Annotated in this window: 27 protein-coding genes; 26 read left to right on the top strand and 1 reads right to left on the bottom strand. The window is 39.8% G+C overall.

The features are described 5' to 3' along the window. Nucleotides 1-11: 11 nt before the first annotated feature. The 25 genes from D6853_RS04000 to rsfS all read left to right on the top strand — a co-directional run bounded on the left by D6853_RS04000 (nt 12) and on the right by rsfS (nt 21,439). Complete coding sequence (locus D6853_RS04000) at nt 12-2,249, top strand: DNA gyrase/topoisomerase IV subunit A (RefSeq protein WP_120656619.1); 2,238 nt, start codon at nt 12-14, stop codon at nt 2,247-2,249. Next, nucleotides 2,246-2,803, top strand: a complete 558-nt coding sequence (gene rsmD, locus D6853_RS03995; protein WP_120656617.1) for a 16S rRNA (guanine(966)-N(2))-methyltransferase RsmD — start codon at nt 2,246-2,248, stop codon at nt 2,801-2,803. Before D6853_RS04000 ends, rsmD begins: the two co-directional genes overlap by 4 nt. Next, nucleotides 2,800-3,285: a pantetheine-phosphate adenylyltransferase gene (gene coaD, locus D6853_RS03990; RefSeq protein WP_120656615.1), complete on the top strand. Its 486-nt coding sequence runs from the start codon at nt 2,800-2,802 to the stop codon at nt 3,283-3,285. Before rsmD ends, coaD begins: the two co-directional genes overlap by 4 nt. 18 nt (nt 3,286-3,303) lie before the next feature. Beyond that, nucleotides 3,304-3,996, top strand: a complete 693-nt coding sequence (locus tag D6853_RS03985; protein WP_120656613.1) for an ATPase — start codon at nt 3,304-3,306, stop codon at nt 3,994-3,996. A gap of 93 nt (nt 3,997-4,089) precedes the next feature. After that, nucleotides 4,090-5,142, top strand: coding sequence for an N-acetylmuramoyl-L-alanine amidase family protein (locus tag D6853_RS03980; protein WP_158588653.1), 1,053 nt, complete (start codon nt 4,090-4,092; stop codon nt 5,140-5,142). Between the two features lie 18 nt (nt 5,143-5,160). Further along, the gene (locus D6853_RS03975; protein ID WP_120656999.1) at nt 5,161-5,913 is read left to right on the top strand and encodes a pseudouridine synthase; all 753 of its coding nucleotides are present in this window, start codon (nt 5,161-5,163) and stop codon (nt 5,911-5,913) included. 25 nt (nt 5,914-5,938) lie between these two features. After that, complete coding sequence (locus D6853_RS03970; RefSeq protein WP_120656609.1) at nt 5,939-6,544, top strand: hypothetical protein; 606 nt, start codon at nt 5,939-5,941, stop codon at nt 6,542-6,544. A gap of 8 nt (nt 6,545-6,552) precedes the next feature. Continuing rightward, nucleotides 6,553-7,566 (top strand): RluA family pseudouridine synthase, encoded by a 1,014-nt coding sequence (locus tag D6853_RS03965; protein ID WP_243108289.1) that lies wholly within the window; start codon nt 6,553-6,555, stop codon nt 7,564-7,566. After that, nucleotides 7,539-8,075 (top strand): Holliday junction resolvase RecU, encoded by a 537-nt coding sequence (locus D6853_RS03960; RefSeq protein ID WP_120656605.1) that lies wholly within the window; start codon nt 7,539-7,541, stop codon nt 8,073-8,075. The genes D6853_RS03965 and D6853_RS03960 overlap by 28 nt, the downstream gene beginning before the upstream one ends. Nucleotides 8,076-8,202: 127 nt before the next feature. Beyond that, complete coding sequence (gene hisZ, locus D6853_RS03955; RefSeq protein ID WP_120656603.1) at nt 8,203-9,312, top strand: ATP phosphoribosyltransferase regulatory subunit; 1,110 nt, start codon at nt 8,203-8,205, stop codon at nt 9,310-9,312. An 11-nt stretch (nt 9,313-9,323) separates the two neighbouring features. Continuing rightward, nucleotides 9,324-9,959 carry an ATP phosphoribosyltransferase gene (gene hisG, locus D6853_RS03950; protein WP_092246972.1) on the top strand — a complete coding sequence of 212 codons (636 nt, stop codon included), beginning with the start codon at nt 9,324-9,326 and terminating at the stop codon, nt 9,957-9,959. Beyond that, complete coding sequence (hisD, locus tag D6853_RS03945) at nt 9,960-11,249, top strand: histidinol dehydrogenase (RefSeq protein WP_120656601.1); 1,290 nt, start codon at nt 9,960-9,962, stop codon at nt 11,247-11,249. 131 nt (nt 11,250-11,380) lie between these two features. Continuing rightward, nucleotides 11,381-11,971, top strand: coding sequence for an imidazoleglycerol-phosphate dehydratase HisB (gene hisB / locus D6853_RS03940; RefSeq protein ID WP_120656599.1), 591 nt, complete (start codon nt 11,381-11,383; stop codon nt 11,969-11,971). A 2-nt stretch (nt 11,972-11,973) separates the two neighbouring features. Continuing rightward, the gene (gene hisIE / locus D6853_RS03935) at nt 11,974-13,269 is read left to right on the top strand and encodes a bifunctional phosphoribosyl-AMP cyclohydrolase/phosphoribosyl-ATP diphosphatase HisIE (protein WP_120656597.1); all 1,296 of its coding nucleotides are present in this window, start codon (nt 11,974-11,976) and stop codon (nt 13,267-13,269) included. A gap of 9 nt (nt 13,270-13,278) precedes the next feature. Then, nucleotides 13,279-15,153: a TIGR03960 family B12-binding radical SAM protein gene (locus D6853_RS03930; protein ID WP_120656595.1), complete on the top strand. Its 1,875-nt coding sequence runs from the start codon at nt 13,279-13,281 to the stop codon at nt 15,151-15,153. Further along, nucleotides 15,153-15,881, top strand: a complete 729-nt coding sequence (locus tag D6853_RS03925; protein WP_120656593.1) for a TIGR03936 family radical SAM-associated protein — start codon at nt 15,153-15,155, stop codon at nt 15,879-15,881. The genes D6853_RS03930 and D6853_RS03925 overlap by 1 nt, the downstream gene beginning before the upstream one ends. Next, on the top strand, nt 15,874-17,046 hold the full coding sequence (locus tag D6853_RS03920) for a ribonuclease E/G (protein ID WP_120656591.1): 1,173 nt from the start codon (nt 15,874-15,876) through the stop codon (nt 17,044-17,046). The genes D6853_RS03925 and D6853_RS03920 overlap by 8 nt, the downstream gene beginning before the upstream one ends. A gap of 84 nt (nt 17,047-17,130) precedes the next feature. Beyond that, nucleotides 17,131-17,439 (top strand): 50S ribosomal protein L21, encoded by a 309-nt coding sequence (gene rplU, locus D6853_RS03915; protein WP_120656589.1) that lies wholly within the window; start codon nt 17,131-17,133, stop codon nt 17,437-17,439. A gap of 20 nt (nt 17,440-17,459) precedes the next feature. Further along, nucleotides 17,460-17,789, top strand: coding sequence for a ribosomal-processing cysteine protease Prp (locus tag D6853_RS03910; protein WP_120656587.1), 330 nt, complete (start codon nt 17,460-17,462; stop codon nt 17,787-17,789). 3 nt (nt 17,790-17,792) lie between these two features. Beyond that, on the top strand, nt 17,793-18,080 hold the full coding sequence (rpmA, locus tag D6853_RS03905) for a 50S ribosomal protein L27 (protein WP_092246998.1): 288 nt from the start codon (nt 17,793-17,795) through the stop codon (nt 18,078-18,080). Nucleotides 18,081-18,160: 80 nt separating this feature from the next. Continuing rightward, nucleotides 18,161-19,501: a GTPase ObgE gene (gene obgE / locus D6853_RS03900; RefSeq protein WP_120656586.1), complete on the top strand. Its 1,341-nt coding sequence runs from the start codon at nt 18,161-18,163 to the stop codon at nt 19,499-19,501. Beyond that, nucleotides 19,502-19,816, top strand: a complete 315-nt coding sequence (gene yhbY / locus D6853_RS03895) for a ribosome assembly RNA-binding protein YhbY (protein WP_120656584.1) — start codon at nt 19,502-19,504, stop codon at nt 19,814-19,816. Between the two features lie 54 nt (nt 19,817-19,870). After that, entirely contained in the window at nt 19,871-20,479 is a 609-nt protein-coding gene (gene nadD, locus D6853_RS03890; protein WP_120656582.1) for a nicotinate-nucleotide adenylyltransferase, read from the top strand. Then, nucleotides 20,476-21,063: a bis(5'-nucleosyl)-tetraphosphatase (symmetrical) YqeK gene (gene yqeK / locus D6853_RS03885; protein WP_120656580.1), complete on the top strand. Its 588-nt coding sequence runs from the start codon at nt 20,476-20,478 to the stop codon at nt 21,061-21,063. Before nadD ends, yqeK begins: the two co-directional genes overlap by 4 nt. Nucleotides 21,064-21,073: 10 nt before the next feature. After that, entirely contained in the window at nt 21,074-21,439 is a 366-nt protein-coding gene (rsfS, locus tag D6853_RS03880; protein ID WP_120656578.1) for a ribosome silencing factor, read from the top strand. 51 nt (nt 21,440-21,490) lie between these two features. Here rsfS and lexA read toward each other — a convergent pair whose 3' ends face one another. Continuing rightward, nucleotides 21,491-22,108, bottom strand: coding sequence for a transcriptional repressor LexA (lexA, locus tag D6853_RS03875; protein WP_120656576.1), 618 nt, complete (start codon nt 22,106-22,108; stop codon nt 21,491-21,493). A 168-nt stretch (nt 22,109-22,276) separates the two neighbouring features. Here lexA and D6853_RS03870 point away from each other — a divergent pair, with 168 nt between their 5' ends. Further along, nucleotides 22,277-22,696, top strand: coding sequence for a LysM peptidoglycan-binding domain-containing protein (locus D6853_RS03870; protein ID WP_158588652.1), 420 nt, complete (start codon nt 22,277-22,279; stop codon nt 22,694-22,696). The last annotated feature ends 29 nt before the right edge of the window (nt 22,697-22,725 follow it).

Raw genomic sequence — 22,725 nt, 5'->3', positions numbered from 1 at the left:
TGGAGTGATTTATGGAAGACAGAATTATCAGAACCGAATATTCGGACATAATGCAAAAGTCATTCATAGACTATGCGATGAGCGTTATCGTTGCGCGTGCGCTTCCCGATATCAGAGACGGTCTTAAGCCCGTTCAGAGAAGAACTCTCTATGATATGTATGAGCTCGGAATAAGATATGACAGACCTTACAGAAAGAGTGCCAGAATCGTCGGTGATACGATGGGTAAATATCATCCTCACGGCGACAGCTCAATCTATGACTGTCTTGTTGTAATGACGCAGGACTTCAAGAAGATCGTTCCTCTTGTTGACGGTCACGGCAACTTCGGTAACATCGAAGGTGACGGTGCAGCTGCAATGCGTTATACGGAGGCAAGACTTTCCAAGCTTACACAGGAAAACTTCCTTGAAGATCTGGATAAAAACGTAGTTGATTTCCTTCCCAACTTTGATGAGACAGAGAAAGAACCTGCGGTTCTTCCCGTTAAGATACCTAATTTTCTTATAAACGGATCGGAAGGTATTGCCGTTGGTATGGCTACAAGCACGCCGCCTCATAATCTTGCGGAAGTTATCGATGCTGAGATCGCATATATTCAGGATGATACCCTTACAACCGCTGATCTTATGAAATACATAAAGGGACCTGATTTCCCAACGGGCGGTATCGTAATAAACAAAGACGAGCTTAAAGATATCTATGAGACAGGTACAGGTAAGATCAGAGTTCGCGGTAAGGTTGAGACGGAGAAGGGTAAGAACGGACATATCAATCTTGTTATTACCGAGATTCCTTATACAATGATCGGCGCCGGAATCGGTAAGTTTATGGCAGATGTTGCCGAGCTTGCCGAGAAGAAGATCACCAATGACATTATCGATATTTCCAACCAGTCTTCCAAAGAAGGTATCAGAATCGTTATCGAGCTTAAGAAGGACACCGATGTTGAGAACTTCACCAATCTTCTTTACAAGAAGACCAAGCTTGAGGACACCTTCGGCGTAAACATGCTTGCTATCGACAACGGAAGACCGGAAACAATGTCTCTTAGAGATATCATGCGTGCATGCGCTGATTTCCAGTTTGAAGTTGCTACAAGGAAATATACGACTCTTTTAAAGAAAGAGCAGGAGAAAAAAGAGATACAGGAAGGCCTTATCAAGGCTTGCAATGTAATCGACCTTGTTATAGAAATTCTCAGAGGATCCAAAGACAGAGCAATGGCTAAGAACTGTCTTGTTAACGGTGTCACGGACGGAATCAACTTTAAATCCAGAGAATCAAAAGCAATGGCTGCACAGCTTCTTTTTACAGAGCCCCAGGCAGATGCAATTCTCGAGATGAGATTATATAAGCTCATCGGACTTGAGCTTGACGCCCTGATCAAAGATCATGAGCAGACTGTAGCCAATATTTACAGATACGAGGATATATTGGACAGCCACGAATCAATGTCCATGGTTATTCAGAACGATCTTAACAGGATCAAAAAAGAGTATAAGGCAGATCGTAAGACGCTTATCGAGAATCGTGAAACTGCCGTATACGAAGAAAAGCCCATCGAAGAGATGGATGTTGCGTTTATTATGGATAAGTTCGGATATGCCAAGACTATTGACGCAACAACCTATGAGAAGAATAAGGAGACTATCGAAGCAGAATTCAAGTTCTCATTTATCATGAAGAATACAGGTAAGGTATGCTTCTTTACCAATACAGGTAATCTGCACACGGTAAAGGCTACCGATCTTCCTCAGGGTAAGATGAGAGATAAGGGTGTACCGATAGACAACGTCAGCAATTTCGATACATCCAAAGAGACTATCGTTCTTGCATCAAGTCAGTCAGACCTTAATCTATACAGAGTTCTTTTCACAACAAAGACTGCGATGATGAAGGTTGTAGACGGCGGTGAATTTGATGTTTCAAAGAGAACGGTCGCAGCTACCAAATTAAATGATAATGATGAAGTTGTCAGTGTAGAGATACTACATGAGCAAAAAACTGTTATACTTAAATCAAACGATGGTTTCTTCCTTAGATTTTATGTTGAGACTATACCTGAGAAAAAGAAGGCTGCCGTCGGCGTAAGAGGAATGAGACTTGGAAAGAATGACTTCATCAGAGATGTCTATTACTTAAATGACATGGAAGAGAAGCAGGTTGAGCATAACGATAAAAAGGTTGAGCTTAGCCATCTTAAGATCACAAGCAGAGATACAAAAGGCACGAAGGTGAGATTATGAGAGTAATTGCAGGTTCGGCAAGAAGACTTAAACTTGTCACTCCTGAAGGTAACGATACAAGACCTACACAAGACAGGATAAAAGAGACATTATTTAATATGATACAGAATCAGGTTCCCGGATCGGTATTTATAGATCTTTTTTCCGGAAGCGGCGGTATCGGTATAGAGGCTTTATCGAGGGGCGCTACAAGAGCATATTTTGTTGAAAACGGCGCAGCACCGTACAAATGCATCCTGGCTAATCTTAAGACAACGCATTTTGAAGAAGAAGCTACTGTTTTTAAACAGGACGTGGTTATAGCACTTAGGAACATACACGAAAAAGAAGCTGATATAATATTTATGGACCCTCCTTATCACGGTGATCTCTATGAAAGGACATTGGCTCAGCTTCAGACAATGAGTTATGTTACAACAAATACGATGATAATTGCTGAAAGCCCCGTGGATCTTGATTTTTCTTTTGCAGAGGATTACGGATTTGAAGTCAGAAGAGAAAAGGAGTACAAGAACAACAAGCATGTATTCCTTTACAGAAAGGACAATGCATGAAGGTAGCGGTTTATCCCGGAAGTTTTGACCCGGTTACTTACGGTCATCTCGATATAATAAAACGTGCGTCTACAATGTTTGATAAAGTAATAGTGGCTGTAATGTGTAATTCTGCCAAAACTCCATTGTTTACGCTGGATGAACGTGTTAAAATGTTAAAAGAGTCTTTAAAGGGCGTTAATAATGCCGTTATTGAGTCTTTTGACGGACTACTTATAGATTATTGCAAAAAGGAAGACATCCATATTGTTATTAGGGGCCTTAGAGCTATCACTGATTTCGAGTACGAACTTCAGATTGCTCAGACCAACAAGGAACTTTCTCACAACGAAGTTGACACCGTTTTCCTTACAACGAACCTTAAGTTTTCATACCTTAGCAGTTCTGTTGTAAGAGAGGTTGCAAGCTACGGCGGAGATGTTTCTCCTTGTGTTCCCGAGCATGTAGAACAGGCACTTAAGGACAAGTATGGAAATAGATAAAGTTAGGGGGATCCTACTATGACCAGCAGAATAGAACAGCTGATTGATGAGATTGAGACCTATATTGACAATTGCAAACCCCAGCCTCTTTCTCAGACCAAAATTGTCGTAAACAAAGAAGAGATTGACGAACTTCTCAGGGAACTTAGGTCTAAAACTCCCGAGGAGATCAAAAAATATCAGAAGATCATAAGCAATAAAGAGGCTATTTTAAACGATGCCAGAAAGAAAGCTGAAGATATAGTCAATCAGGCTACTATCAAGACTCATGAGCTCATAAATGAACATGAGATCATGCAGCAGGCTTACGCTCAGGCCAATGAAGTTGTATCTCAGGCAGCTATGCAGGCTAAAGAAATTCTGGATAATGCCAACTTGGAAGCTAATAATATGAAAACTGCCGCTGTACAGTATACTGATCAGCTTCTTGCCGGAGTTGAGGATATCATCACTCAGTCTATCGATGCTACTACTAAGAGCAACGATGAGATTATCGAGACAATTAAGCAGAGCAGTGTCAATATGGTAAAAGATATCACGGCCAGCAATGACAGTGTACTTTCGGCTCTTGCTCAGTACGGAGAAGTTATAAAATCCAACAGAGCTGATCTAAGACCTCCGGAGGTTGCTCCTATTCCCGTTCAGGAACAGGCACCTGTAACCGATGGCGGACTTACACAGCAAGAAGCAATTAACCTCGATATGATCTGATAAATAAAAATAAAATAAAAGCTGCCGCTGAAGCGACAGCTTTTTATACGTATATAAACAATGAAAACACCGCATTATAAAAGGAGTTTTATCATGAATAAAAAAATCTTTACTTTGCTACTTATAATGATTCTTGCTTTTTCCGGTATAGTTCCGACACAGGGAAGCAAAGCTGTTGCTGCCGAAAAACAGCATATTATTGTAATCGACCCCGGACACGGCGGTGAAGGAGACAGAAACCTCGGCGCTCAGTATAACGGTCTATCTGAGAAAGCTCTCACTTTACAGGTTGCAAACGCGATGAAGACAGAGCTTGAAAAATACGAGAACATTACCGTTTATCTTACAAGAACAGACGACAGATTTATTTCACTCGAAGACAGAGCTGCTTTTGCAAAGAGCGTTAATGCAGAATTTGTTTTCAGTATTCATTTTAATGCATCGGCTGAGCATAATTTCTATGGATCTGAGGTGTGGACATCTGCCTTTGATAAGTACTATCAGGCAGGAATGAACTTTGGAAATATTGAGACTTCAGAGCTTTCAGCTCTCGGCCTTTATCAGAAGGGCGTTAAGACCAAGCTTGGATCAAAGGGAAGTGACTACTACGGAATTATTAGAAACAGTGTTGCAAGAGACATTCCCTGCGTAATCATTGAACATGCTTATCTTGATCACGGATATGATCTTCCTCTTGTAAAGAGTGCTGATTTCATGACAAAGCTAGGCGCTGCGGATGCAAGATCCGTGGCTAAGTATTTCGGACTTAAGTCTACTGCGCTTGGAGTTGATTATTCAGGCTTTAAGTATAATTCGGTTTCAAAGCCTGCTGCACCTGTTGGGCAGGATGCCACAGAGCCTGAAGTTTGTTCTATCAATGTGCTTTCTACCGATAAGGCAAGCGGCAATGTGCTCGTTGAAATGACTACAAAAGATTCCGGAAGTCCTGTCATTTATTTCGCATACAGTTATGACGGTGGCCAGACCTACAGCTATCTTCAGATGTGGGACAGAACCAAAGAGACACAGTCATTTAACGTGAATGTTCCAAAGAGCTGCAAGAATCCTGTTATTGTTTGCAGAGCTTACAACAGCTATGAGCTCTTTAAAGAGAGCAACGCTGTTCAGGTTACCGACTTACAGTAATAAATTTATATTTGGGTGATTGGTTTGAGACTTGATAAATTCTTGGGTGACCATAATATCGGCACAAGAAAACAGATAAAAGAATATGTCAAAAACGGAAGATGCTCTGTCAATGGCGTACCGGCTCTTAAACCGGATGTCCATATTGATGAAAGCAATGACGAGATCTCTTTTGACGGTAAAGTATTATCATACAGCAAATATCATTATTATATGCTGAACAAACCCGTTGGTGTTGTTTCTGCAACAACAGACAAGAAACAGGAAACTGTAATCGATATCCTGAAAGAAGAGAACGTTAAAGGCTTAAATCCTTGCGGCAGACTCGATATAGATACGGAAGGACTTCTTCTTTTAACCGATGACGGAGAGCTTATACATAGGCTTTTATCTCCAAAAAAACACGTAGATAAGACTTATGAAGTACATATTAAGTATGCTTTGTCGGAATCCGATATTAAGCGTTTGGAAGAAGGCGTTGATATCGGCGATAAGAACGATGACGGTAGCAAAAAGCTTACACTTCCCGCCAAAGTATGTATCAATGAAGATATTATAAATGATGAAAACGATAATCCCGTGATCTTACTTACTATCTGCGAAGGGAGATTTCATCAGGTTAAACGCATGCTCGAAGCTGTCGGTAACGAGGTTATGTTTTTAAAGAGGCTTTCCATGGGACCTCTTTTACTTGATCCTAATCTTAATCCGGGAGAATACAGAGAGCTTACAAACGAAGAGAAGAGAGCTCTTAATATTGATATAAAATAAAAGTTTTAAAGTCAGAGGTTATACGATGCTTGGAAAAGTAAGCAAGGGTGAATACGGATATATTACTTACAGAAAGAAATTCGCACTTATAATAACGGTCATCACTTTAGCAATCACGATAGGAATTTATCTTACGGGAATTATTATGTATAAAAGCCCTAAGTCGGCATTTAGTATCATTGCTGCACTGGGATGTCTTCCAACAGGTTGGTGCGGCGTAAATCTTTTCATGTTTATCAAAGCAAAAGCTTGCAGCGCAGAAGATCACAAAAAAATTGAAAATTGCCGCGGAGGCCTTCTTATAAGATACGATCATGTGATCACTTCGTATGATAAAAACTATTATGTTAACGCATCTACGGTACTTGATAAGAATATATGCTGTTATTCGTCCGATGATGATATGGATATTTCCGACTGTGAGGCTCACATAAAAAAAATGATGGCGCAGGGCGGATACTCAAGCTACAGTATCAAGATATTTACGGATATCGATAAGTACTGTGACAGATTGCTTCAGCTTGAAAAAATGCGTATTGATAAGAATATCGATCCTAAAGCAATAGAAGATGCATGGATCCCCGGAACTACACAAACTGCAGCATCCATTCTTTTATCAATTTCACTTTAAGGATAAATATGAAAGAGATTATTATCGGTGTAAATGAAGAAGGTAAGAGGCTCGACGGATTTCTTAAGTCATATCTTCCAAACGCTTCCAAAGGATTCATTTATAAGATGCTTCGGAAAAAGAATATTACTCTAAATAACAAAAAAGCGGACGGTCTTGAAAAGCTTCAAAAAAACGATTCAATCAAGATTTTCTTTTCCGATGATACTATGGCTAAATTCAGAGGAAAGGATAGTAATACCGATTTCAGAAATCCTTCCGATATTGATCTGACCCAATACGGTGAAATAGAAATAATCTTTGAAAACGAACATGTATTGTTCGCTTCCAAGCCATCGGGTCTTTTGTCTCAGAAAGCGGAAGCCGATGATATCAGTATAAATGATTGGCTTATAGATTATCTTTTGACCAAAGGACAGATAACAGGCGAAAGCCTTGATACATACAAGCCTTCTATATGCAACAGACTAGACAGAAACACAAGCGGAATCGTAATCTGCGCAAAGTCTTTGATCGGTGCACGCATCATGAACTCGATGCTTTCGGATAGATCGCTTGATAAATTCTACATAGCTGTGGTTTCCGGAAAGTTAACGGATTCTTCTCTTTTAAAAGGATACCTTCGAAAAGATGCCGACCTGAATAAGGTAGAAATATTAAAAGATGATCCTAAGGATACAAACTATTCTTATATAGAGACTTATTTTACTCCGGTTAAATACAATCCCGAATCGGATACGACGGTTCTTTTGGTGAAGCTTATTACCGGTAAGCCTCATCAGATAAGGGCTCATTTATCAAAGACGGGGCACCCGATAATCGGAGATACGAAATACGGCGGACGAAGAGAAAAAGGAATAAATAATCAGCTCTTACACAGTTACAAGATTTCTTTTCCAAAGGAAATGCCCGTTGAGCTATCGGATCTTGCAGGTAAAGAGTATATAGCACCGTTACCTGTTGAATTTTCAAGATATTGCAGCGGAGGAGATTTATGCCCACATGGAAAACAAGGGGACTGAGAGGATCTACATTAGAAGAGCTCATAAACCGTTCCAATGAAAGATACAATGAGCTTGGCCTTGCGCTTATCCAGAAAATCCCTACTCCTATAACTCCTATAAATATCGATAAAGAAACAAGGCATATAACGCTTGCTTATTTCGATCAGAAGAGTACCGTCGATTATATCGGTGCAGTTCAAGGAATCCCTGTGTGCTTTGATGCAAAAGAGTGCGCTTATGACACGTTTACTCTTGAAAACATCCATCCGCACCAGGTTGCTTTTATGGATAGCTTTGAGAAGCAAGACGGTCTGGCTTTTTTTCTTATATATTATACTGCAAGAAATGAATTTTATTATCTTCCGTACAGAAAGCTCAAGGAGTTTTGGGACAGAGCGGAGAGCGGCGGCAGAAAGAGCTTTAGGCATGACGAGCTCGATCTTTCGTTTATTATCCCTTCTCCCGGAGATCATGGCATTTTGATTCCTTATCTTGATGCCATTCAAAAAGATCTGGAGCTTAGATAAGTGCCGGTATAACATGTAAAGGCTTTTTGCTTGACAAGGTAATTAAATGGATGTTAAACTCTCTAATATAGTAACGAATTATTAGAGTAGCACTGTACCATACTAAAGTGTTTTCGAAGAGGTATTTATGAATAAAGTACAATTACACACACCTGACGGGGTACGAGATATCTACGGTTCAGAGTGCAGCGACAGAATTATTCTTGCAAATAAGATACATGAAGTAATGAAGAGCTACGGTTATCTTGATATCGATACACCGACATTCGAATTCTTCGATGTATTCGCTGAAGAGATTAACGCAAGCGATGCGAAAGAGCTTTTCAAATTCTTTGACAAAGAGGGCAATACTCTTGTACTCAGACCTGATTTCACACCTTCTATAGCAAGATGTGCATCTAAGGTTATGCTGGAAGACAAAGAACCGGTAAGAGTTTGCTATGAAGGAAAGACGTTCCTTAATACATCCAATCTACAGGGCAAGCTTAAAGAAAATTCAAACATTGGCGTTGAGCTTATGAATGATTCTTCTGTTTATGCGGATGCCGAGATAATAGCTCTTTTGGTTGAAGCTCTTAAATCTACGGGACTTAATGATTTCCAGATCAGTATCGGTGATGCCGACTTTTATAAGGGAATCTGTGAGGAAGCCGGTATTGATGAAGAAACGGAAGAAAAGATCAGAGGCTATATTACCGAGAAAAATTATTATGCAGCCGAAAACATCCTTAATGAAAGCGGTGTTTCTCCCAAGCACACCAAGCTTATTGTAAATGTAGCCGAATTTATAGGCTCCGACGAAGCTCTTGAAATGGCTCAGAGTATGGTTACCAACAAGAGATCACTTGACGCTGTTAAGAGACTAAAAGATCTGTATAAAGTTCTTACTAATTATGGTGTGGAAAAATACATCTCTTTTGACCTGGGTAACTTGAGTAAATTCAATTATTATACCGGTGTTATCTTCAGCGCATATACATATGGTGTCGGAGATGCAATTGCCAAAGGCGGAAGATATGACAGTCTTACCGGAAAATACGGAAAGAAAGCACCCGCGATCGGTTTTTCTATTGTAATAGATGATCTTATGTCTGCTTTATATAGGCAGAACGCAGATGTTGAACACGAATCTGACATAACTGTCGTAAATTATACACCTGAAACTTTTGAAGCTGCACTTAAGCAGGCTAAAGAACTACGCAAAAACGGCACGCATGTCGTTTTAAAAGCAAAATAATCGGAGGAATTATGAGATATCTTACTTTTGCGCTCGGAAAAGGCCGACTGGTTAACTCTTGCATGGAGCTTTTGAATAAATGCGGAATCGAATGCGAAGAGATTTTAGATAAAAAGACACGTAAGCTTATCTTTACCAACGAAGAGCTTGGACTTAAGTTCTTTTTGGCAAAGGGACCCGATGTTCCTACTTACGTTGAATACGGCGCTGCAGACATAGGAATTGTCGGTGCTGATACAATTATGGAAGAAAACAGAAGAGTATATGAGGTTTTGGACCTTGGCTTTGGTAAATGCAGAATGTGTGTATGCGGACCGCATGACGCCAAGGAATTGTTGGAGCATCGAGAGCTTATCAGAGTTGCGAGCAAATATCCGAATATTGCCAAAGATTACTTCTTTAACAAGAAGCATCAGACTGTTGATATAATCAAACTAAACGGCTCGGTTGAGCTCGGCCCCATCGTCAATCTTTCGGATGTTATTGTAGATATCGTCGAGACAGGCTCAACTCTTAAAGAGAACGGCCTTGAAGTTTTGGAAGAGATCTGCCCTTTATCTGCAAGAATGATCGTAAATCAGGTCAGCATGCAGATGGAAACAGAGAGAATCAGAAAGCTGATCACAGCTATGAAGGAGAACTTATAAATGCAGACGTTAAAGCTTACAGCAGAAACAAAAGAACAGCTGCTCGGAAATCTGCTCAACAGAAATCCGGGAAGTTATACAGAATATGAAACAATCGTAAACGACATTATCGAGAACGTTAAAAAAAGCGGCGATAAAGCTCTTTTTGAATATACTTCCAAGTTCGATAAGTGCGATATAAACGCTACCAATATCAGAGTTACCAAAGAAGAAATTGATAAGGCATATTCTCTTCTTGATCCCAAATTTATCGAGGTCATGAAGAAGAGTGCTGAAAATATCAGAGTATTTCACGAAAAGCAAAAGAGAAACACTTGGATCGATACCAAGGAAGACGGCAGTATCCTCGGACAGAGAATTCTCCCTATTGAGATCTCGGGAGTTTATGTTCCCGGCGGTAAAGCTGCTTACCCGTCAAGCGTTCTTATGAATGTAGTTCCCGCCAAGGTAGCGGGTGTTGAGCGTATAGTTATGTGCACACCTCCGGGAAAAGACGGAAACGTTAATCCCGGAACTTTGGTTGCCGCTGATATTGCAGGCGTAACCGAAGTATATAAAGTTGGAGGTGCACAGGCTATAGCAGCTATGGCTTTCGGTACAGAGAGCGTTCCCAAGGTTGATAAGATCACAGGCCCGGGAAATATCTTTGTAGCTCTTGCTAAGAAAGCTTGCTTTGGACATGTATCAATCGACTCAATAGCAGGTCCCAGCGAGATACTTGTTCTTGCCGATGAAAATGCCAATCCAAGATATGTTGCTGCGGATCTTTTATCTCAGGCAGAGCACGATGAGATGGCAAGTGCCATTCTTATTACTACTTCACAGGAGCTTGCTGATGGCGTCGCAAAAGAAATAGACGGCTTCCTTAAGGAGCTTTCAAGAGCCGATATCATCAAGAAATCACTTGATAATTACGGATATATGTTTGTTGCTGATAATATGGAAGATGCGATAGATGCAGCCAATGCAGTTGCTTCAGAGCACCTTGAGATCATAACCAAGAACCCTTATGAGGTTATGACCAAGATTAAAAATGCAGGTGCTATTTTCCTTGGCGAGTATTCATCAGAGCCTTTGGGAGATTATTTCGCAGGTCCCAACCACATTCTTCCTACAAACAGAACAGCTAGATTCTTCTCACCTTTAAATGTAGATGACTTTATGAAGAAGACCAGCATTATTGCTTATTCTAGAGATGCTCTTTCCAAGGTACATGAAGACATTGAACTATTTGCCAAGGAAGAGGGACTTACCGCTCATGCCAATTCAATTGCGGTAAGATTTGAATGATAGTTTTGAATGCTTGATTTTGCAAGTTTTCTTTCCGAAACGTTTATAAAATGCAAGTTTATGGGATTTTTATAGATTTTTAATATAAAATAACACCATATATTGTTAACGATAATAAGGAGACACAAGTTATGGAAAATCGAATTGCAAGTGTTACCAGAAATACTAAAGAGACCGAGATTACTGTAACTATCAATATTGACGGAAAAGGAACAAGTGATATTTCTACCGGAATCGGATTTTTTGATCACATGCTTGAAGGATTTGCCAAACACGGCTTTTTTGATCTGACCGTTAAGGTAAAGGGGGATCTTAATGTCGACGGACACCACACCGTTGAAGATACCGCGATTGTACTCGGTCAGGCTTTTCTTAAAGCAATAGGAGACAAGAAGGGTATTAAGAGATACGGAAGCATGATACTTCCCATGGACGAAACACTTGTAATGAGCGCAATTGACTTATGCGGAAGACCTTACTTTGTGATGGATGCAGGTTTTGAAGCACCTATGGTCGGTGACTTTGACACTCAGCTTGTAAGAGAATTTTTTTATTCCTTCTCTTATGCGGCAATGCTTAATCTGCACCTTCGTGTGATCACCGGTTACAATGATCACCACAAGATCGAAGCTATGTTTAAAGCTCTATCGAAGGCTTTGGATGAAGCTACCACCTACGATAACAGAATAACAGATGTTCTTAGTACAAAAGGAGCTCTTTGATCATGAATTTGAATTACGCCAAAAAATTTATACCATGCATTTTCTTATATCAGGGAAAAGCTTTTCTTGATTTCAATAAGTCCAATGCTTTATACGACGATCCCGTTACCCTTGCATCTCGTTATTCCGATTCGGGTGCCGATGAGATAATAATTTTTGACCTTTCTACAGAAGGTAATGACAAGGAGCATGAAGAGGCACTTGATATCATAAAGAAGATCTGTAAGGTTGTTGATACCGACGTTACAGGTGCCGGAAACGTAAAGCGTATGGAAGATATCAAGAAGCTTCTCTATGCCGGATGTAAGAAAGCATGTCTTAACTTCTCTAAGCCCGGCAATGTCGAGATCATAAAGGAAGTTTCCGACAAATTCGGCAAGGACAAGATCTGCGTTTGTTACAGCGAAACCTCTCAGATACAAGATAACAAAGAGCTTGTAAATGCTTATGCAAGCGAGCTTATAAATATCACGGATAAGGATATTTCAGAAGTTACATTTACCGATCTTCCCATAGTTGTACTTAAAGATGCAGCATCTTTCGACGATATCGAAAAGCTATTTGGCTATGAGAAAGTATCGGGAATAAGCGGAAACGCCATAAATGACAACTGTGCTTCTATTGATGCATGGAAGGCAGAATGTAATTCCAAGAATATCCCAATCTGTAAGCTGGAAGCAAAGTTTTCCTGGGCTGATCTTAAAAAGAACTCCGACGGAATGGTTCCCGTTATTGTTCAGGATTACAGAACCGATCAGGTTCTTATGCTCGCTTATATGAACGAGGAAGCTTATAACAAAACTCTTGAAAGCGGCAAGATGACATATTTTAGCCGCAGCAGACAGAGCTTGTGGCTAAAGGGCGAAACCAGCTCACATTTCCAATATGTCAAAGCTTTGTATGCTGACTGCGATTATGATACAATTCTTGCAAAGGTAAAACAGGTGGGAGCAGCATGTCATACAGGTAATTACTCTTGCTTTTTCAATGAGATCGCAAGCAAAGAATACAGTGAAAAGAACCCTCAGAAGGTTTTAGACAGTGTATTTGACGTCATCAAAGACAGAAAGCTTAATCCTAGAGAAGGCTCCTATACGAATTATCTTTTTGATAAAGGAATCGATAAGATTCTCAAAAAGGTTGGAGAAGAAGCTACTGAGATAGTTATTGCAGCCAAAAATCCCAACGAAAATGAGATTGTTTACGAATTATCCGATTTCCTGTATCATATGATGGTCCTCATGGCAGAAAAGAATGTAAACTGGGAGGACGTAACAGACGAACTGTCAAGAAGATAAGGAAATAATATGAATTTCAATTTAGCTTTGCCGGATGATATACTTCTTAGTATTGAAAAGCCGGAGAGATACATAGGCAATGAGGTTAACAGCGTTACCAAAGATAAGGATTCCGTTGATATCCGATTTGCCATGTGTTTCCCCGATGTATACGAGATAGGAATGTCTCATTTGGGAATTCAAATACTTTACGGAATGTTCAATTCTTATAAAGACGTATGGTGCGAGCGTGTCTATTCACCCTGGATAGACATGGACGCTGTCTTGAGGAAAGAGAACATTCCTCTTTTTGCGTTAGAATCACAAGACCCTGTTAAAGACTTCGATTTTCTTGGATTCACGCTTCAATACGAGATGTGTTATACAAACATATTGCAGATTCTCGATCTTTCCAAGATAGCTCTTTTGGCAAAAGACAGAACGTGGGACGATCCAATAGTGATCGGAGGCGGACCATGTACATATAACCCCGAGCCGATTACCGATTTTTTCGATATTTTCTATATCGGGGAAGGTGAGACCAAGTACAGAGAGATCTTTGATCTATACAAAAAAGCCAGAGAAGAAGGTACTTCTAGGACTGTTTTTTTACATGAATGTGCCAAGCTTCAAGGAATCTATGTACCTGCTTTTTACGATGTGAAATATAAGGAAGACGGAACTATTTTGTCCATGCTTCCTATATATGATGATATTCCTAAGGTCATATATAAGGAAATGTGTCTTGATCTAAACGAGACCTTTTATCCCACAAAGCCTGTTGTTCCTTATATCAAGGTCACTCAGGACAGAGTTGTCCTTGAGATCATGCGAGGATGTATAAGGGGCTGCAGATTCTGTCAGGCAGGTCAGCTTTATAAGCCTCTTCGTGAAAAAGATGTTGAGCATTTAAAAGAGCTTGCAATTGAAGCGCTTAAAAACACAGGATATGAGGAAATATCTCTAAGTTCTTTAAGCTCAAGTGACTATACCAGGCTTCCCGAGCTTATTGATTTCCTTATAAAGAGCTGTAACGAAAAGAAGGTCAATATATCACTTCCTTCGCTTCGAATCGATGCTTTTTCATTGGATGTAATGAGTAAAGTCCAGGACGTAAAAAAGAGCAGTCTGACTTTCGCTCCCGAAGCCGGAACGCAGAGAATGCGTGATGTAATAAATAAAGGTCTTACCGAAGAGGACATCTTGAGAGGATCTCATGAAGCATTCCTTGGCGGGTGGAATAAGGTTAAGCTGTATTTTATGTTGGGACTTCCGACCGAAACGGACGAAGATATACTCGGAATCGGAGATATCGCCAATAAAGTTGCTGTGGAATACTTTGAGACCGTTCCCAAAGAAAAAAGAAACGGACGAACTATAGACATCGTCGCAAGTACATCTTTCTTTGTCCCTAAGCCATTTACGCCTTTTCAGTGGGCTCCTATGAACACCAAAGAAGAATTCCTTGAAAAAGCCGATAAGACAAGAAAAGGCATTATGTCTCAGCTCAATCAGAAACATATCAAGTACAACTGGCATGAAGCCGATGCCAGTATGATGGAAGGTGTAATGGCAAGAGGAGACAGAAGGCTTAACGAAGTCATCCTAAAGGCCTATAAGAAAGGTTGTATCTTTGATGCTTGGGGTGAATACTTCCATTTCGATGTTTGGATGGAAACCTTTAAAGAATGCGGTGTCGACCCGTTCTTTTACACAACACGTGTAAGAAAAGAAGATGAGATCTTCCCATGGGATATCATCAATCCCGGAGTAACTAAGGCTTTCCTCCTAAGAGAGTGGAAAACAGCATTGTCCGGTCAAAAATCAAGTAATTGCAGACAACAATGTCTTGGATGCGGAGCTGCATCCTACGGTGTAGGTGTCTGCTTTAAGGAGCGTACATAATGAACAGATTACGCCTTAAATTTTCAAAACACGGTCCCATAAAGTTCTTAGGTCATCTAGATGTAATGCGCTATTTTCAAAAAGCAATAAGAAGAGCTGAGATAGATATAAAATACTCGGAAGGCTTCAGCCCTCATCAGGTTATATCTTTTGCTCAGCCGTTGTCAGTCGGAGCGACTAGTGACGGTGAATATATGGATATGACAGTTAATTCCATGACAAGCGTATCAGATGTTATGGATAAGCTAAATGCAGTTATGAACGAAGGAATCAAGATAACTGCGATAAGAGAGCTTGGTGAGCATGACGAAAAGGCAATGACCGCCGCTTACGCCGCAAAATACAGGATATGCTTCAGAGAAAGGCTTAAACCTGATTTCGATTGGATAAATGAATTTGAAAAGTATCTCAGACAGGATAAGCTTCCTGCGATGAAAAAGACAAAGAGCGGTGAAAAAGAAATCGATATGAAGCCGATGATTTTCGAGTATTCATTAGATGCTGAAAATGAATGCGCAGAGCTCCTTCTTAGCATGAGCAGTGCCGCTACGTTAAAACCGGCTCTTTTGTTCGGGGCATTCTTTAATTCTCTTGGCAAAGAGTTATCTACAAACGCACTCGATGTCCATAGAATCGACATATACAGATATGTGGAAGATGGCAATAATAAATACACAGAACCATTCATTACAGATGATATCAATACGAGGTTCATGCTAAATGGCTGATATAATAATATCAAAATATAAAGACACGCCTGTAGTCACTGCATTTATCGGCAATAAAATGGAATATCTTTCTTTTGTCAGAGAAAGCGATATTCATAATATCTATGTAGGCCGTGTCGATCATATTGTCAAAAACATAGACGCTGCTTTTGTTAAATACACGGTAGATAACATTGGTTATCTTCCTCTTAAAAACATAACAAGCGCTTGTGTGCTGAATAAAGACTTCAGAAAAGGCGATAAGCTCTGTAATGGAGATATCGTACTTGTTCAGGTTGAGTCGGAGGCGGTTAAGACCAAGAAGACCAAGCTTACAACAAATTTGTCGATTCCGTCCAAATATTCCGTTATAACTCTCGGAAAAACAGGAATCGGCGCTTCTGTAAAGCTTCCCAATGATATCAGAGAGATGTATACCGAATCGGTGAAAGACGGATATAATAAGCTTTTAGAAGATCGAAAAGCCTCATTGTTTGGCTGCGACATTGGACTTATTATAAGAACCGAAGCATTGGATTTAGGTGATGAAGTTAGAGCAGAAGAAGTAATAAAATATTCTGAAGAAGTAACGGATCTTTTATGTGATATTCTCAAACAGTCCAGAACCAGAACGCAATATTCACTTATTTATTCTGCGCAAAACAGTGATGTGGACAGTCACGTAAACAAAGCAACTGCTTTTTTAAAGGGACGTGGTATATCTGACATTAACATAATAGAAGACAGCGGTATATACGGTATACCTTCCAAAATCGAAGAGCTGTGCCGTAATAAAGTGTGGCTCAAGAGTGGGGCTTTCCTGATTATTGAACAGCTTGAAAGTTTCAACGCCATCGATGTAAATACAGGTAAAGCAATAAAAGGCGATGATATAGCAAAGTCTGTCAATAATGAAGCTGCCGTTGAGATCATGCGTCAAATAAGGCTTCGCAATCTTACTGGCATGATACTCATTGATTTTATCAATATGGAAGATGAGGATGAGAAACAAAAACTTATCGATAAAATGAAACATTTGTGCAAGCAAGATCCTATACATACCGCCTTTATTGATATTACGGGACTTGGCATAATGGAGCTTATCAGAAATAAAAACGATAAATCATTAAAAGAAATATTAAAGGATGTAGAAAAAGCTGTTGACAACAGTAAACATCAATGTTAATATTACTTGGTATGCCGCATAACTAGGCTTAAGAGGAGCAATCCCGCCAAAGTTAGCGAGTTTTTTAGAAGAAGGAGGTAACTTATGTACGCAATTATTGTAACTGGTGGAAAGCAGTACAAAGTTTCCGAGGGCGATGAGATCAGAGTTGAGAAGCTTGATGTAGAGCCCGGAAAAAAGGTAACATTCGATAATGTTATCGCAGTAAATGATGACAAGGAACTTAAGGTTGCTGACGATGTTAGCAAGGCTAAGGTTAGCGCTACTGTTGTTGAGCAGGGACGTGCTAAGAAGGTTATTGTTTACAAGTACAAGAGAAAGACTGGCTATCACAAGAAGAACGGTCACAGACAGCCTTTCACAACTGTTAAGATTGAAAAGATCACATTGTAATTGATTTACATGCCAAAGCAATGACTACTATTACGATAACAAGATCATCCAACGATTCATATAAGAGTATCGAATGCCTGGGACATGCAGGATTTGCTGATTACGGTAATGACATTGTATGCTCGGCTATATCAGTACTTACGATCAATCTTATCAATTCGATCGATCAACTTACTGATGATAAGATCACTGTAGATCAGGATGAAGAAAAAGGTTTGATAAGACTATTATTTGAAGATGCGCCTTCTAATGAAGCAGATCTTCTCCTTCAGTCTTACGAGCTCGGAATAGACAGCATTTATAGGCAGTACGGTAAGAAATTTTTGAACATTAAATTTAGGAGGGAATAAGTCATGTTGAATATGAACCTTCAATTTTTTGCTCATAAGAAGGGTGTTGGATCAACCAAGAACGGTAGAGATTCAGAATCCAAGAGACTTGGAGCAAAAAGAGCTGACGGACAATTCGTAAAGGCCGGTAATATTTTATACAGACAGCGCGGAACACACATTCATCCCGGTGTTAATGTAGGAATCGGTAAAGATGATACATTGTTTGCACTTGTTGATGGTGTTCTTAGATTTGAGCGCAAGGGCAGAGATAAAAAGCAGGCTAGCGTTCATCCTGTAGAGAATAAGTAATTATTAAACGGGCTTCAAACTTAGTGTTTGGAGCCCATTTTTTCACAATGTATGTTTAATACAGAAAGAAAGGTAGAAAAATGCCTGTATTTGTAGATAAAGCCAAAATCTTTATACAAAGCGGTAAGGGCGGTGACGGACATGTTTCTTTCAGAAGAGAGAAATACGTTCCCAACGGCGGTCCAGATGGCGGTGACGGCGGTAAAGGCGGCGATATCATATTTGTTGTCGACGAAGGCCTCAATACGCTTGCGGATTTTCACTACGGCGGTAAGTATAAAGCTGAAAACGGTCAGGATGGAAATAAGAGACGTTGCCACGGTAAGAACGGCGAGGATCTTTATATAAAGGTTCCGGAAGGAACAGTTATCAAAGAAGCTGAATCCGGCAAGGTAATTGCCGATATGAGCGGTGATAACAAGGAAGTAATCGTACTTAAGGGCGGTCGCGGTGGAAACGGCAATATGCATTATGCAACATCCACAATGCAGGCTCCTAAATACGCTCAGCCCGGTCAACCTGCGATAACACTTGAAGTTCTCTTAGAGCTTAAAGTCATTGCTGATGTCGGACTGGTAGGATTTCCAAATGTCGGTAAGTCCACATTTCTTTCAAAGGTATCAAACGCAAAGCCTAAGATAGCCAATTATCACTTTACTACGCTTTCTCCAATGCTGGGAGTCGTAGATCTTAATGATGCCAATGGTTTTGTTGTTGCCGATATACCGGGACTTATCGAAGGAGCAGCTGATGGTGCAGGTCTCGGACACGAGTTTTTGCGACACATTGAAAGAACTCGTATGATGATCCATGTTGTTGACGCCGCTTCTACTGAAGGTCGTGATCCTATAGAAGATATTGAAGCTATCAATTCTGAACTTGCTAAATATAACGCTGATATCTCAAAGAGGCCTCAGGTTATTGCTGCAAATAAGATAGATATGCTCCCTGAAGGCGAGGATGCGGAGATCATCCAAAAGATCCGCGAAAAGTACGAGCCTATGGGTGTTAAGGTGTTCGCGACATCGACCCTAACTGGAAAAGGTATCAAAGAATTGTTATACTATGTAAGTAAGACGATATCTGAGATGCCAAAAGAAAAAATTGTATTTGAGCAGGAATTCTTCCCCGAAGAGATGGCTAGAGAACAGGATGAAGCGTTCACTGTCGAATATGATTCGGATTCTCAGGAATATGTTATCGAAGGACCTAAGATCGAGAAGATGCTCGGTTATACCAATCTCGAATCAGAGAAGGGATTTGCATTCTTCCAGAAATTCCTTGCCGATAACGGTATTCTGGATGAGCTCGAGAAGTTACATATTAACGAAGGCGATACCGTAAGAATGTACGGATATAGCTTTGAATATTACAGAAATGCCGACACTCAGCCGGTAGATGATGAAGAGGAAGAAACATAAATGAACCTTACAAGTAAACAACGCGCTTATCTTAAGAGCCTTGCTTCTGATCTTGAGCCTGTATTTCAGATCGGTAAAGCTACCGTGACTCCCGAGGTTACTGATGCTATTGCCGAAACATTCAATACACATGAGCTAGTTAAGATCGCTGTTCTTAAGAATTGCATTGAAGATGTAACCAATGTAGCTATCATGGTATCAGAAAGAACTCGTTCCGAGCTTATTCAGGTGATCGGAAGAAAGTTCGTTTTATATAAGCCTTTCAAGGATGAACCTAAGATTGTCCTTCCTAAGGCAAAGAAAGCAAATGCTTAAGTATTTTTCTATTATCAAAGTTCTATCAAATCAATACCAGATGGAGGCATAATTATGGAATGCAGGAAAATCGGTATACTTGGCGGAACGTTCGACCCTATTCACAACGGACACCTTTTGCTCGGAGAAGCTGCAAGAGAGCAGTTTTCTCTGGACAGAGTCATCTATATACCGGGTAATTTGGCACATATGCCAAACAGAACCGAGATCTCATCCGGTGATACCAGATATAAGATGGTTCAGATGGCCATAAAGGATAATCCTTACTTTACCTGTTCAAGGATAGAGATAGACAAGGAAAACGGAACCTATACTTACAATACGATAGAAGAGCTTAAACTTATGTATCCCGGTGATGAACTCTATCTTATCCTTGGAGGCGATTCGGTTATCGGAATTGAATCATGGTATAGGTTTAAAGACCTTCTGCAATCCTGCATTATCCTTGCAGCTGTAAGAGAAGAGGACGATCTCCCCGCTCTTGATAAAAAGAGAAGAGAACTTGCAAAAATATATGGCGCAGATATCAGGCTTCTTGCATTTAACAGAGTTGATATCTCCGCAACCGACATTCGTCAAAAGATACGAATGGGCAGATCGGTCAGATACATGCTTCCTGATGAGTGCATAGAATATATCTGCATAAAAGGACTGTATAAATGAAAACATTTGATAGCGAAACCGTGCAAAAGATAAGAAAAACTCTTGAAGGAGAACTTAAGCCTGAAAGATTTACGCATACTCTTGGTGTAGCTTATACGGCAACGAGTATGGCCATGGTCTTTGATGCAGACATAGATAAGGCCCTGATAGCAGGACTTCTTCATGACTGTGCCAAGTGCATGTCTCATGATGATCAGATAAAGCTATGCAAAAAGAACAATATCGAGCTTTCGGATATAGAGAAAAAGAACCACTCCTTACTTCACGCTAAGGTGGGAATGTATCTTGCAAGAACCAAGTATGATGTATACGATACGGAAATTCTTAATGCTATAAGATGGCATACGACAGGTAAGGAAGACATGTCTTTACTTGAAAAGATAATCTATATCGCTGATTTTATCGAACCCGGAAGAAAGCCTCTTGAAGGAATGGATATCATCAGAAAAGAAGCATTTACCGATCTTGATAAATGCCTTGCACATATTCTTCATGATTCAGTTATATATTTACAGACCATAGGAAAAGAGATAGATAATTCCACTATGGATGCCTATCTTTTTTATAAAAAGTATTACAAGTAAAGAGGTGACTATGTCAGATATTGATATTTCAAAGAAGATGGCTGCAATTGCCATTGATGCTCTCGAAGACAGAAAAGGAGAGGACGTTCATACAATTGATATCAGCAATATTTCAACAATTGCAGATTACTTTATAATCGCAAGCGGCACAAATATCAACCAGGTTCAGGCACTTGCAGACAATGTGCAGGATGCGCTCGGAAGAGCGGGCCACATGACCAAAAACGTCGAAGGCTATGATACAGGTAAATGGATACTCCTTGATTTCGGTGATATCATCGTACATGTATTTGATAAAGAAAACCGACTGTTCTATGATCTTGAAAGAATATGGAGAGACGGAAAGCTTATCGATAAAGACGAATTAAATAAGTAAAACAAATAATAAAGCGTACAGATTAAATCTAATCTGTACGCTCTTTATTTATCAATAAAAACGCATAATACCGAAAACCTTACCCAAGATAGTGCAATCATCAACAATTATGGGATCCATGTTGTCATTCTCGGGCTGAAGTCTGATATGGTCCTTTTCTTTGTAAAAAGTCTTAACCGTAGCCGAATCATCAATAAGAGCAACTACCTGATCCCCATTCTTAGCTGTATTGCACACCTGTACAAAAAGCTTATCACCGCTGAAAATACCGGCATTGATCATCGAATCGCCTTTAACATTAAGTATGAAAGCATCGGCTCCCTTAGGGCACATACTGGCAGGAATAGGAATATAAGAATCTATATTTTCTTCCGCAAGAATGGGAGTACCTGCAGCAACCTGGCCAACAACGGGAATGCTTACAATCTCGGTTCTAACCATGTTGAAACCGTCATCACATATTTCAATGGCACGAGGCTTGGTAGGATCGCGTCTGATATATCCGTTCTTTTCAAGAGTCTCCAAATGCGCGTGAACCGAAGAAGTGGATTTAAGGTTAACGGCAGCACATATATCTCTTACAGAAGGAGGAAATCCTCTGGATAATGTCTGTTCTTTGATGTAATCAAGAATCTCCTGTTGTTTGCGAGAAATATTTCCTTTTTCCATATTGTCCTCCTTATCTTTTTTAACAGTATAACATACTCACAGACAAAAAAGCAAATATTTGTTCGGAATATTTGTTCGATTTTTTATTGACAAAAGAAAGTATGTTCGATATATTATTTGTAGAACAGTTGTTCGTAACATATGTTTGTGTTTAATGTGAGGTGCGTTATGAGTGAAGCAATGGCAATAGCAGCTAGTTTATACAACAATCCAAGATTTTACAGTGAAAGCGAGATCCGTATTCGCAATAACAAACTTAGAAGACAGAAGATTATCAGAAGGCAGTATATGATCGTTTCTGCAGTTGTTTTTGTAGCTATGTTTCTTACAGTATTCTATGTGTTTAGTTTCAAGGCATCAGCTCAATCAGACTCATTTGTACCCGAGTACAAATACTACAAGAACATAACCATTCATTCCGGTGATTCTTTGTGGTCGGTTGCAAACAGCGAATTTAACGCCGAACATTATAAGGATTTGAATGCATATATTTCAGAAATTTGTATGATAAATTCAATTGACAGCGATTCAATTTTGCAAGCAGGGGAATCCATCGTAATCCCTTATTATTCAAGGGATTATAAATAAATTCTTAATTCTCTTAATTATCGCTAAAA

This window comes from Butyrivibrio sp. X503 (genome assembly GCF_003625475.1).
Classification (GTDB): domain Bacteria; phylum Bacillota; class Clostridia; order Lachnospirales; family Lachnospiraceae; genus Butyrivibrio.
The sequence above is the reverse complement of the archived record's forward strand: the minus strand, read 5'-3'. Positions and strand labels throughout refer to the sequence as shown.

What these genes read in the sequence shown, in the direction of transcription:
- nadD (WP_120656582.1), top strand. Translation starts at nt 19,871, where the DNA reads ATGGAATGCAGGAAAATCGGTATACTTGGCGGAACGTTCGACCCTATT.
- hisB (WP_120656599.1), top strand. Translation starts at nt 11,381, where the DNA reads ATGGAAAATCGAATTGCAAGTGTTACCAGAAATACTAAAGAGACCGAG.
- rsfS (WP_120656578.1), top strand. Translation starts at nt 21,074, where the DNA reads ATGTCAGATATTGATATTTCAAAGAAGATGGCTGCAATTGCCATTGAT.
- D6853_RS03970 (WP_120656609.1), top strand. Translation starts at nt 5,939, where the DNA reads ATGCTTGGAAAAGTAAGCAAGGGTGAATACGGATATATTACTTACAGA.
- D6853_RS03870 (WP_158588652.1), top strand. Translation starts at nt 22,277, where the DNA reads ATGAGTGAAGCAATGGCAATAGCAGCTAGTTTATACAACAATCCAAGA.
- D6853_RS03930 (WP_120656595.1), top strand. Translation starts at nt 13,279, where the DNA reads ATGAATTTCAATTTAGCTTTGCCGGATGATATACTTCTTAGTATTGAA.
- lexA (WP_120656576.1), bottom strand. Translation starts at nt 22,108, where the DNA reads ATGGAAAAAGGAAATATTTCTCGCAAACAACAGGAGATTCTTGATTAC.
- hisD (WP_120656601.1), top strand. Translation starts at nt 9,960, where the DNA reads ATGCAGACGTTAAAGCTTACAGCAGAAACAAAAGAACAGCTGCTCGGA.
- D6853_RS03920 (WP_120656591.1), top strand. Translation starts at nt 15,874, where the DNA reads ATGGCTGATATAATAATATCAAAATATAAAGACACGCCTGTAGTCACT.
- D6853_RS03980 (WP_158588653.1), top strand. Translation starts at nt 4,090, where the DNA reads ATGAATAAAAAAATCTTTACTTTGCTACTTATAATGATTCTTGCTTTT.
- yhbY (WP_120656584.1), top strand. Translation starts at nt 19,502, where the DNA reads ATGAACCTTACAAGTAAACAACGCGCTTATCTTAAGAGCCTTGCTTCT.
- D6853_RS03960 (WP_120656605.1), top strand. Translation starts at nt 7,539, where the DNA reads ATGCCCACATGGAAAACAAGGGGACTGAGAGGATCTACATTAGAAGAG.
- hisG (WP_092246972.1), top strand. Translation starts at nt 9,324, where the DNA reads ATGAGATATCTTACTTTTGCGCTCGGAAAAGGCCGACTGGTTAACTCT.
- hisZ (WP_120656603.1), top strand. Translation starts at nt 8,203, where the DNA reads ATGAATAAAGTACAATTACACACACCTGACGGGGTACGAGATATCTAC.
- obgE (WP_120656586.1), top strand. Translation starts at nt 18,161, where the DNA reads ATGCCTGTATTTGTAGATAAAGCCAAAATCTTTATACAAAGCGGTAAG.
- D6853_RS04000 (WP_120656619.1), top strand. Translation starts at nt 12, where the DNA reads ATGGAAGACAGAATTATCAGAACCGAATATTCGGACATAATGCAAAAG.
- hisIE (WP_120656597.1), top strand. Translation starts at nt 11,974, where the DNA reads ATGAATTTGAATTACGCCAAAAAATTTATACCATGCATTTTCTTATAT.
- rpmA (WP_092246998.1), top strand. Translation starts at nt 17,793, where the DNA reads ATGTTGAATATGAACCTTCAATTTTTTGCTCATAAGAAGGGTGTTGGA.
- rplU (WP_120656589.1), top strand. Translation starts at nt 17,131, where the DNA reads ATGTACGCAATTATTGTAACTGGTGGAAAGCAGTACAAAGTTTCCGAG.
- coaD (WP_120656615.1), top strand. Translation starts at nt 2,800, where the DNA reads ATGAAGGTAGCGGTTTATCCCGGAAGTTTTGACCCGGTTACTTACGGT.
- D6853_RS03985 (WP_120656613.1), top strand. Translation starts at nt 3,304, where the DNA reads ATGACCAGCAGAATAGAACAGCTGATTGATGAGATTGAGACCTATATT.
- yqeK (WP_120656580.1), top strand. Translation starts at nt 20,476, where the DNA reads ATGAAAACATTTGATAGCGAAACCGTGCAAAAGATAAGAAAAACTCTT.
- D6853_RS03910 (WP_120656587.1), top strand. Translation starts at nt 17,460, where the DNA reads ATGACTACTATTACGATAACAAGATCATCCAACGATTCATATAAGAGT.
- D6853_RS03925 (WP_120656593.1), top strand. Translation starts at nt 15,153, where the DNA reads ATGAACAGATTACGCCTTAAATTTTCAAAACACGGTCCCATAAAGTTC.
- rsmD (WP_120656617.1), top strand. Translation starts at nt 2,246, where the DNA reads ATGAGAGTAATTGCAGGTTCGGCAAGAAGACTTAAACTTGTCACTCCT.
- D6853_RS03965 (WP_243108289.1), top strand. Translation starts at nt 6,553, where the DNA reads ATGAAAGAGATTATTATCGGTGTAAATGAAGAAGGTAAGAGGCTCGAC.